Raw genomic sequence first — 3,842 nt, 5'->3', positions numbered from 1 at the left:
AGGCACCATTGACTGAACTAACTTCAGGTTTGGGGTAGGTCGGAAGGCTATGGCTCAAGGCGGCTTCGGTAGCTTGCCGACGTGATCGAATCGGAGGAGAACGGCCGCGATCTGGCGAGCCTGCTCGTGTCCCGCACCGGTCGGCTTGTAGCCACCGGCGACCGCTTAGAGCCTTACCGTCTGCTGGACGCCGGTGGCGTGCTGGTCGAGCCGGTGGCGATGTTTTTGCGGGAGTTGCTGGCGTCGGGACGGTCGGCGGCCACATTGCGTTCCTACGGCATGGACCTGTTGCGCTGGTGGCGGTTCTTGCATGCGGTGGATGTCGCCTGGCATCGGTCGACCAGGCTGGAGGCCCGCGATTTCAGTTGCTGGATCCAGCTGACGGTGAAGCAGCGCCGAACGTCTGGAGGACGAGGCAGTGCCTTAGGGGCGAATGTCGTTGTAGGCGCACCGAATCCGGTCACGGGCAAGACCGCTGCGGGGAACGGCTATGCGCCGGCCACGGTGGCTCACAGCGAGACGGTGTTGCGCAGCTTCTACGATTTCCACCGGGACGAGGGGTCCGGCCCGATTCTGAACCCGTTTCCGCTCGATCCGTCCCGCCGGTCGCGCCGAGCGCATGCGCATCGCAATCCGATGGACGGGTGGGCACGCGAGCGGGTGGGGCGTTACCGGCCGAAGGTGCCGCAGCGGGTTCCTCGGGCGATTCCCGACCAGCGGTTCAACGAGTTGTTCGCCGCGCTGGCGTCGAATCGGGACCGGGCGTTGGTGGCTTTCTGGATCTCGTCCGGGGTGCGCGCGTCGGAACTGCTGGGTGTGCGGCAATGCGACATCGACCCGGGCCAACAGCTGATCACCGTCGTGCGCAAGGGAACTCGTGCGGTGCAGCAGGTGCCGGCATCGGCGGATGCGTTCGTCTGGCTGCGGTTGTATCAGGAGGAACTGCGCGGGCAGATCCCGCGGGGACGCACGCAGCCGGTGTGGTGGACGCTGCGACGACCGCGGCGGCCGTTGAATTACCATGCGGCGCACCGGATGTTCGAGAGAGCCAACGCCGCACTCGGATCGGACTGGACTTTGCACGACCTGCGGCATAGTGCGGCCGCGAGAATGGCGCGCGACCCGCAGCTGACGCTGAGCGACGTGCAGCTCGTCATGGGTCACGCGCACCTGTCCACCACCGAGATCTACCTGACCCCGAACAAGGACGAGGTGATCGCCGAAGTCCTGGCCCATCACGCCCGCACCGCCGAACAGCGGTACAATCCTGTGCCTCCACCACCAGCACCCGGCTACGACCCCCAGGCGCTGAGCGTGCTGTTCGGGAGGACGCTGTGACCTCCGTCGTCAAACACCTCACACGCAAACCGCTGCCCGCCGTCACCGCGGTCGCCGCCGAGCAACGATTGCGGAATCGGCAGCTGCGCACCGAGTTTCCGCCACGACCATTCGAGAAATGGTGGGCACACACCGCGGCATCGGTCGAGCAGACGCAGGATCGGCTGACCGCACCGCCCTTCGTCGCCGCGGCGTCTGCCACCAGGGCGGGGCGACGGCGCGGGGTCAGCAAATTACTCCGCTGGTTGTCGTCTTCGCCAGGTGACACGTGGCAGGACCGATGGCTGGCCAGCGGCGCCGAGGAACGTCCGGGAGCCAGATGGATCGACCTGCCGATGGCGTGGTTGGCAGCAAACGGCGAGGCTGCGTCCTACGACTCGATGGATCTGTCGTCCGGATTGCTGATGCTGATCTGCGGCGACGTCATCCGCCCCAGCTTGCCGTGGATGCTCACGCGCACCCACCGATATCTGGCGTCAGTGATGACCCAGGTCAGGGATCCGAACGGGTTCGCAAGACTGGAAGAGTTGGCCGCCGCCGAACCGGCCAGCTCTGCGGCTGACGCCAAGATCGCGGCAACCCGGATCGCCACGATCCTGGCTTGCAAGGGCGGTACCATCGCCGACATCGCCGTCGGAGACTGCGTGGAGTTGGTCGAAACCATGCGGCAGGTTCACACCCGCGGCGGCCAGAAGAAGGTCGACTTTTATCTCCGGTTGCGCGCCCTGGGCATCTTCCCCGACGACGCACCGCACAGCATCCGTGCGTTCGGATTGGCCGGCGGCAGGCTGACCATCGAGCAACTCGTCGACCGATATCGCATACAGTGCCGGCCAATTCGGAATCTGCTGGTCGACTACCTGCGGGAACGCCAGCCCTCGCTGGACTTTGCCAGCCTGGACAACGTATCGAGAACGCTGGCCGGACTGTTCTGGGCCCGCATCGAGACCCTCGCTCCCGGCATCGACACCCTGCAGCTTCCACCCGAAATCGCCCGCGCCTGGAAAGAAGGGCTGGCCACGATCACACGCACCACCACCAACGCCACTGGTGAGCGAGTCGAGGTGTCGACCCCGCGTTTGAACGCCAAGGACGAACTGATCCGAATCCGGGCGCTCTACCTCGACATCGCGCACTGGGCCGTCGAGGACCCTGCCCGCTGGGGTCCGTGGGTCGCGCCCTGCCCGATCGCCGATGCCGAAGTCCAGATGGCCAAGGAACGCAAACACCGCAAGGCCCGCATGGACCAACGCACCCGCGACCGACTGCCCGTCCTGCCCGTGCTGGTGCGCACCGCCAACGATCGGCGCCTCGCCGCCACCCGCCTGCTGATCGCCGCGCAGGCGACCGAACCACGGGCGATGATCGATGGCACCAACGCAACGCTGCGAAAAGCAGTCGCCCCCAAGGCAATCGGACGACTCGTCTGGGCCGAGGACACCACCACCGGCAAACGACGAAACCTGACCTACGAAGAGGAGGAGGCGTTCTGGGCATTCGCCACGATCGAAGTGCTCCGGCTGACCGGCATCCGCTGCGAGGAACTGCTCGAACTGTCCCACCACAGCATCACCGAATACCGGCTGCCAACAACCGGTGAACTGGTGCCGCTACTGCAGATCGCCCCATCCAAGACCGACACCGAACGGATGCTGCTGGTCAGCCCCGAACTGGCCGACATCCTCAGCGCCATCATCCAGCGCTTACGAAGCCCCGATGGATCCATCCCCTCGGTGGCGTCCTACGACGTTCGCGAGAAGATCTGGCATCCCCCGATGGCGCTGCTGTTCCAGCGCGGCATCGGCAACGAGCGCCGCGCGTTCACACCGTCGGCGATCCGCAAGCTGCTGATCAACGCGCTCGCTGCGACCGCGCTCACCGATGCCAGCGGCAACCCGTTGATATTCCAGGCCCACGATTTCCGGAGAATCTTCGTCACCGACGCCATCATGAACGGTCTGCCACCGCATATTGCGCAAGTCATCTGCGGCCACAAGACCATCGACACGACCATGGGTTACAAGGCCGTCTATCCGGCCGAAACGATCGAGGCGCACCGGGCGTTCGTCGCCCGCCGACGCGCCACCAGGCCCAGCGAGGAATACCGCACCCCGACCGACGCGGAATGGGACGCGTTCCTCGCGCACTTCGAGAAAAGGAAGGTCTCGGTCGGCACCTGCGCTCGAGCGTTCGGCTCACCCTGCGTTCACGAGCATGCTTGCGTGAGATGCTCACTCCTGCGGCCGGATCCGGCGCAGCAGGCCAGGCTCGAAGAAATCCGCGACAACCTCGAAGCTCGCATCATCGAGGCGAAACGCGAAGGCTGGCTCGGTGAAGTCGAGGGCCTGCGGGTCAGCTACAGCGGCGTCAAGGAAAAACTAGCCCAGATCGATGGCACGCTTCGGCGACAGACGGCAGCGACCGAACTTGGCATGCCTTCCGTCGGGTCCATCTCCGGAAGGTCCTCTGCCCCATGAGAATTAAGTTCAGAGAAGCAGGCGTTG

Annotated in this window: 2 protein-coding genes; both read left to right on the top strand. The window is 65.4% G+C overall.

Annotation, left to right across the window (positions count from 1 at the left end; all coding sequences use genetic code 11):
- The first annotated feature begins 81 nt into the window (after positions 1–81).
- Positions 82–1,338, top strand: coding sequence for a tyrosine-type recombinase/integrase (locus tag JGU71_RS29520; protein ID WP_307829997.1), 1,257 nt, complete (start codon positions 82–84; stop codon positions 1,336–1,338).
- Positions 1,335–3,815 (top strand): tyrosine-type recombinase/integrase, encoded by a 2,481-nt coding sequence (locus tag JGU71_RS29515; protein WP_199708702.1) that lies wholly within the window; start codon positions 1,335–1,337, stop codon positions 3,813–3,815. Before JGU71_RS29520 ends, JGU71_RS29515 begins: the two co-directional genes overlap by 4 nt.
- Positions 3,816–3,842: the final 27 nt, after the last annotated feature.

Origin of the sequence: Antrihabitans stalagmiti, from assembly GCF_016482825.1 — a bacterium.
Classification (GTDB): Bacteria; Actinomycetota; Actinomycetes; order Mycobacteriales; family Mycobacteriaceae; genus Antrihabitans; species Antrihabitans stalagmiti.
The sequence above is the reverse complement of the archived record's forward strand: the minus strand, read 5'-3'. Positions and strand labels throughout refer to the sequence as shown.